Origin of the sequence: Clostridium sp. (assembly GCF_016650095.1) — a bacterium.
Taxonomy (GTDB): domain Bacteria; phylum Bacillota; class Clostridia; order Clostridiales; family Clostridiaceae; genus Clostridium_AD.
In genome coordinates, this window is the sequence record NZ_JAENWL010000247.1 from 1 (window position 1) to 5,719 (window position 5,719).

The 5,719-nt window shown below is 31.0% G+C and carries 8 protein-coding genes; all 8 read right to left on the reverse strand.

The window, feature by feature from the left end; translation table 11 throughout:
* Positions 1–150: 150 nt before the first annotated feature.
* Positions 151–942: a hypothetical protein gene (locus tag JJE11_RS13375; protein WP_291636419.1), complete on the reverse strand. Its 792-nt coding sequence runs from the start codon at positions 940–942 to the stop codon at positions 151–153.
* 100 nt (positions 943–1,042) lie between these two features.
* Positions 1,043–1,840 carry a flagellar hook-basal body complex protein gene (locus JJE11_RS13380; RefSeq protein ID WP_291636421.1) on the reverse strand — a complete coding sequence of 266 codons (798 nt, stop codon included), beginning with the start codon at positions 1,838–1,840 and terminating at the stop codon, positions 1,043–1,045.
* Between the two features lie 28 nt (positions 1,841–1,868).
* On the reverse strand, positions 1,869–2,651 hold the full coding sequence (locus JJE11_RS13385) for a flagellar hook-basal body complex protein (RefSeq protein ID WP_291636424.1): 783 nt from the start codon (positions 2,649–2,651) through the stop codon (positions 1,869–1,871).
* Positions 2,648–2,785 (reverse strand): hypothetical protein, encoded by a 138-nt coding sequence (locus JJE11_RS13390; RefSeq protein WP_291636426.1) that lies wholly within the window; start codon positions 2,783–2,785, stop codon positions 2,648–2,650. Before JJE11_RS13390 ends, JJE11_RS13385 begins: the two co-directional genes overlap by 4 nt.
* Before the next feature lie 62 nt (positions 2,786–2,847).
* On the reverse strand, positions 2,848–3,348 hold the full coding sequence (locus tag JJE11_RS13395; protein WP_291636427.1) for a hypothetical protein: 501 nt from the start codon (positions 3,346–3,348) through the stop codon (positions 2,848–2,850).
* Between the two features lie 25 nt (positions 3,349–3,373).
* The gene (locus JJE11_RS13400) at positions 3,374–4,105 is read right to left on the reverse strand and encodes a FliA/WhiG family RNA polymerase sigma factor (RefSeq protein WP_291636428.1); all 732 of its coding nucleotides are present in this window, start codon (positions 4,103–4,105) and stop codon (positions 3,374–3,376) included.
* Between the two features lie 11 nt (positions 4,106–4,116).
* Complete coding sequence (locus JJE11_RS13405) at positions 4,117–4,761, reverse strand: flagellar brake domain-containing protein (protein ID WP_291636429.1); 645 nt, start codon at positions 4,759–4,761, stop codon at positions 4,117–4,119.
* A 12-nt stretch (positions 4,762–4,773) separates the two neighbouring features.
* Positions 4,774–5,637 carry a MinD/ParA family protein gene (locus tag JJE11_RS13410; protein WP_291636430.1) on the reverse strand — a complete coding sequence of 288 codons (864 nt, stop codon included), beginning with the start codon at positions 5,635–5,637 and terminating at the stop codon, positions 4,774–4,776.
* Positions 5,638–5,719 lie beyond the last annotated feature (82 nt).

A 5,719-nucleotide genomic window follows, 5' to 3' on the forward strand; every position in this document is an offset into this window, starting at 1 on the left:
ATCTTTTTGTGTAATTCTTTTATTAATCATATTATAATTATACACCAAAAGTGGATTCCTCGGAATCCACTTTTGTATTTGGAAAAAAAAAAGAGCCATCTCGCTCTAGAAATTACTTTCTATTTTGAGACAGCCCCTTTTTATTTTTGTTTATCTTGATATTCCTGTTAATTGTAAAACTACAAACCCAGCAAAAAGTATAAAACATATAAAATAGCTTATACCTAAATAGTCCTTAATGCATGCATCATCAATCTTGCCACTATAGTCTCCATAACTTTTTAGGTAATGCATATTATTACCATTATAATGGAAGTAAAAATTAACTGATTCTATATAAGCGGCTAAAATATCGACATTTAGAAGAGGTATTTTCATAAAATTATTAATGTAATCCCCTTTAAATTTTATATTTAACTTTTGGTTTCTTAAAACATAAATTACATATAAAAATGCTTGCCCTATAAATGATGGAATTATGGTAGCAAAAGACACCAACATACCTATTATGTTCAAATTCTCATCCCTGCTTATATTATAGAGTAGCGTAAATACAATAGCCACTGCATTTCCTAATATTAAAACATAGAATAGTGGTGCAATAAATCCACATATAAGTGCCTTAGATATAGTGGAGATTGTGTCATAAAAATGCATTTTTTCAGAGTGATTTAAATTTTTCCTCTCTGTATTACTTATATCTACTATTATAAAAGCGGTAATGGCATTGTATACTTCATTTCCTTCTATAAAAAAAATCTTTGCCATAAGAGTAAGCCCTATATATATAGCAATTACAACGCAAAAATATAAAAATTGAACCACATATACATTTTTAATTATTCTCGTAAGCTTTATATTAACAAAATTAAATAACCCTTGCCGATCTAGTTTCCACAATAATATACTAAGTAAACATCCACTTACATATCCTATCCCCATTTTCACCACTCCTATATCATATTGTTACCTGCTTTATTAATAATATATGAGAAGTTTCCTTAAATTAAAACCATTTTCTGAAGATGCTTAAATAATATATTTATCTGCTTAAGTTATTAGCCATTTGCCACATTTCATCAGCAGTTTTTAAAGTAGCAGAACTAAGCTGAAAAGCTCTTTGGGTCATAAGCATTTCCGACATTTCTGTAGCAATATCAACATTTGATAGCTCTAAAAATCCCTGCATAACAGAATAATCAGTACTATCTTTTACCGTTGAACCAGGCTTTGTTATAAATAAACCGTCACCTGCAGCAATCAGTGAATTATCACCTATAACATTTGAAATTTTTACTTTCCCTAGTGGTGAATCTCCATTGCTCCCTTTTATAGTTACAATACCTTTTGAATCTATATTAAAATTATTTTTATCAAATTCAAATGGTCCTCCCACTTTATTGATATTATTACCCTGTCCATCGATTATACTTAATCTATTTCCCTTTTGGTCAACTATAGTTCCATTTGCATCTGTAGTGAAATTACCTGATCTTGTATACGCCTTACTACTATCTGACAGAACCACTTCAAAATATCCTGTACCATCTATAGCTAAATCTGTTGGAGCGTCTGTAGATATCAGCTCACCTTGCATATTATCTCTTGTCCATTCTCCTAGTCTAACACCAGTACCATTTTGCAGTATTGTTTTACCATTTACATCCGCCGATACTGGATATCCTTTTCTATCAAGTGACTCATAAACAAGGTCTTTAAAATTTGCATTTATCTTTTTATACCCGTTGGTATTTACATTAGCAAGATTATTTGATATAATATCCAATCTTTCCTGTTGGGCTATCATAGAACTTTGACTATTCCATAAAAGTCTTAACATAAGCTCTTAACCTCCTTAATTTATTATTTTACCTTACTGTACCTACTTCATTAACAGCTTTTCCTAAAGTTTCATCTATAGCTTGTATAACCTTTTGGTTACTTTCAAAATTTCTCATAATCGTCATCATATTTATCATTTCACTTGCAGTATTAACATTAGATTGTTCTAGTGCGTTTTGCCTTACTGTAATATTCGCAGTTTCAATAGGATTTGCACCCTCAAATAAATTATCGCCAATTTTTTTAAGACTCTTATAATCTTGAAAGTCCACGGTATTAAATTCATATAAACTTTGACCATTAATAGTTATATTTCCAGATTTATCAACTTGAAGTTTTCCATCAGAAACATTTATGGGTTCAATTTGACCCGTTGCTTTACTTTTGCCTAACACTTTGTCTCCACTATCTGTAGCTAAATACCCTTGTCCATCCACATGAAAATTACCACCTCTGGTATAATAATTCTTATTATCAATACCATTATCCCTTTGCACTGTAAAAAAACCCTTTCCTTCAATGGCAAAATCTGTTGGTTTATCCGTAGTTTGAACAAGCCCTTGAGTAAAGTAAGTGTTTAAATCATCAATTTTACTTCCCATACTAAGGGAACCAATAGTATTCCTAGTATTTTGACCATTTTCGATTTTATCGTAGTTTTGTATTAGAACATCATCAAACTTTTTAATAGAAAGATTTTCACTTTTAAAACCTATTGTATTCGCATTTGCTAAATTATTAGTTACTACACTTTGTTTAGCTTCTCCAGTTATAAGTCCTGAGACTGCTGTATAAAGACCTCTAATCATTTTACCACTTCCTCCTTCGTAATAATTGGCATCTCACCTGGGTAATACATACCATACCCTCTAGCTTTTATTTCAATCTTACCTTTACTCATTTCATAATTTATTTTAACACCACTGAGTAATATAGAAGACATAATCATACCTATACCTATTCCTATAAGAAGTTTTCTATCACTTAGAAAGTCTATTAACTTCTTTATCTTATATATAAATCCTTTATTAATATCACTTCCCCCTTACCTAAATGCAATATTTCTGATACCTCTGTCGTAGATAGACCCTCACTAAATAACCTTTTTATTTCCTCAATTTTTTCACTATTACTATTACTATTACGCGTACTAGTACGAGTAATAGGTTCATCTATAATAATTTTATTATCACTTCCAACATAAATTTTCTCATTATCATTTTTATAGTTAACATCTTTTGAATATGCCCCACTAAGTTGTTGCTCTTCATTTTTATTTAATCTATTGCTTTTTTCAATAATTTCTTTCATATACATTATTTCACTTTGAAGTTCCGAAATACTTTCAGAGCATTCTCTTCTAATTTCACCTAATCTAATGTCATAATCATGAGTATTTTCTATAGCATTTCCTAGTACCCCATTAAAGGAGTTATTCTGCTTTTTAATAGATATGACATTTAAAATTATAAGAATTAATCCTATAAAAATTAATAAACCTGGCATATAATTCACTCCATATTCAATGATTTTATACTAATTCATAATTTAGTTTTACTAGAGCTTTTCTTAAATTAATAAGTGCTCTGCTATGAAGTTGACAAACTCTTGATTCAGATACGTTCAAAATATTTCCTATTTCTTTTAATGTAAGGCCTTCATAATAATACAGCGTTAAAACCATTTTATCTTTTTCCTTTAAGTTATCTAGACCTAATGCTAAATATTCAATTTGCTCTTTTTCTTCTAGCGTCTTTTCTGGACTCGGACTCTTGTCATCTTTTATTGTACCACTAAGAGGCATGTCATCATCGTCAGAGAATATCAGATCCTCAAGGGACACTACCGATATATAATTTATATTATTCTCAATTTCAGATACCTCTTTAAAAGTAATGCCGAGTTCACTTGCAATTTCATGATTAGTTGGTTCCCTGTAGAGACGTTTCTGTAGCCGTTCAATAGCTTCATTGTATCTACTTAGCTTATCCATAGCACCTTTAGAAATAGGGCTGTTCCGCCTAAGTTCATCAATCATAGCACCTTTTATTCTTATTGATGCATAACTTGAAAACTTCATGCCTTTAGTGGAATCGTATTTTCCAAGTGCATCCATAAGTCCGAGCATTCCATAACTAATTAAATCTTCATATTCAACATATTTAGTTTTTCCAATTATTACTCTAGAAGCAATATATTTAACTAAAGGTATATGTTTTTTCACAATTTGCTCACGTACATCGACTTCTTTAGCTACAGACATATGACGCCTCCCTAAATTTTTTTCATCTGTTCTCTCATAAGTTGAAAGATATATTTAATAATTCGTTCGCGAGTTATATTATCTAGGAATTCAAAGCTTAATCCGCAAACATTTCTACCGTCATCATCTTTTACAATTCTCATCACTTGTCCTACAATAAATATATCTTCCTTATTAACAGTTAAGGATACCAAAAGAGAATCATTAAGCACTATTTCTTCTGACACTTTAACCCTCAAGCCACCACCACTTAAATCCACCAGTATAGCCTGTAAATATTCACTATTTTCCACTGTGCTAGGCTTAGTTTTTGGCTCATTCTTAAGATTTTTATATTTAACGGTGCCTATTAGTGGTATTCTTACATATTTTCTTCTCTGGATCTTTTTAATTTCCTTGGGTTTTGATATAAGCAAAATGGGTATATTTTCAAATTTACGTCCTATAACTGTAGATTGAAATTTATAAAAATTTTCCCCTTCACAATAAATCACATCTATCACAGTTCCCTTTGACAATGGAATATACTCACCAGAGTTTGTAGGAATACTAATTGCTATATATTCTTCTGTTACATCCTGTATATTGCTATTAAAATATTTTTCATCAACTAATATTTCCAATTTCTTATTTAATTTAAACTCAACTATAGTCATTATCTCAACCCCTTATGAAAAAATGCTGAAAATCTTCTTAAATAGGCCCTCTATTCCTATGCCACTTGACGTGTCCACTATTCCTTCAATTTTAATTGCAATTGAATTTATATCCTTTGCCGCTTCAGAATTCGGATAACTTACAATTACAGGTTGTTGCGCTCTAACTGCATATGCTAATTTCTTATCTTCACCGATCTTACCTAAATATTCTAGTTTCATATCAAGAAATTTAGTAACAGCATTATTAAATTTATTAAAGGTCAAATTGGCTTCATTATTATCGAGGGACCTATTTACTATAACTTTCGCAGAATTTTTAATATTAAAATGTTTTACAGCCTTAAGCAGGCTATATGCATCTGTTAGCGAGGTAGGTTCTGGCGTTGTTACTATTACTAAATCCTCACAACAAGCAATAAATCCTAAAACACTTTTATTTACACCCGCCCCTGTATCCATTATTATATAATCAAGTCCTGTTAAAGCTGCAAGCTTACTTAAAAATATATTTCTTTGACCTTCTGTGAGATCCTCAACTTTTGTAAGGGCTGAACCACCTGGGAGAAGCTTCACCCCAAAAGGTCCAGTTAAAACAACCTCTTCAATTTCTTTTCCTTTGCTTATAACATCGAATACATTATACCTAGAAGTGCATCCCATTATAATATCATCATTTCCCATTCCTATATCTGCATCAAAAATCATAACTTTCTTGCCCATTTTTTGAAGTGCTATAGATAAATTCACTACTATATTACTTTTACCTACTCCACCTTTACCCGATGTAACAGTTATAATTCTTGGCTTACTAGGGATCTCCTTATCACCATTTTTCACTGCCATTTGTCTAAGCCTTTGCGCTTGGTCTAGCATATTGTATCCTCTCCTAATATAAGACTAACAAGTTCGCCCTCAGATAACTCTTTAAGATCATCAGGTACATTTTGACCAGTCG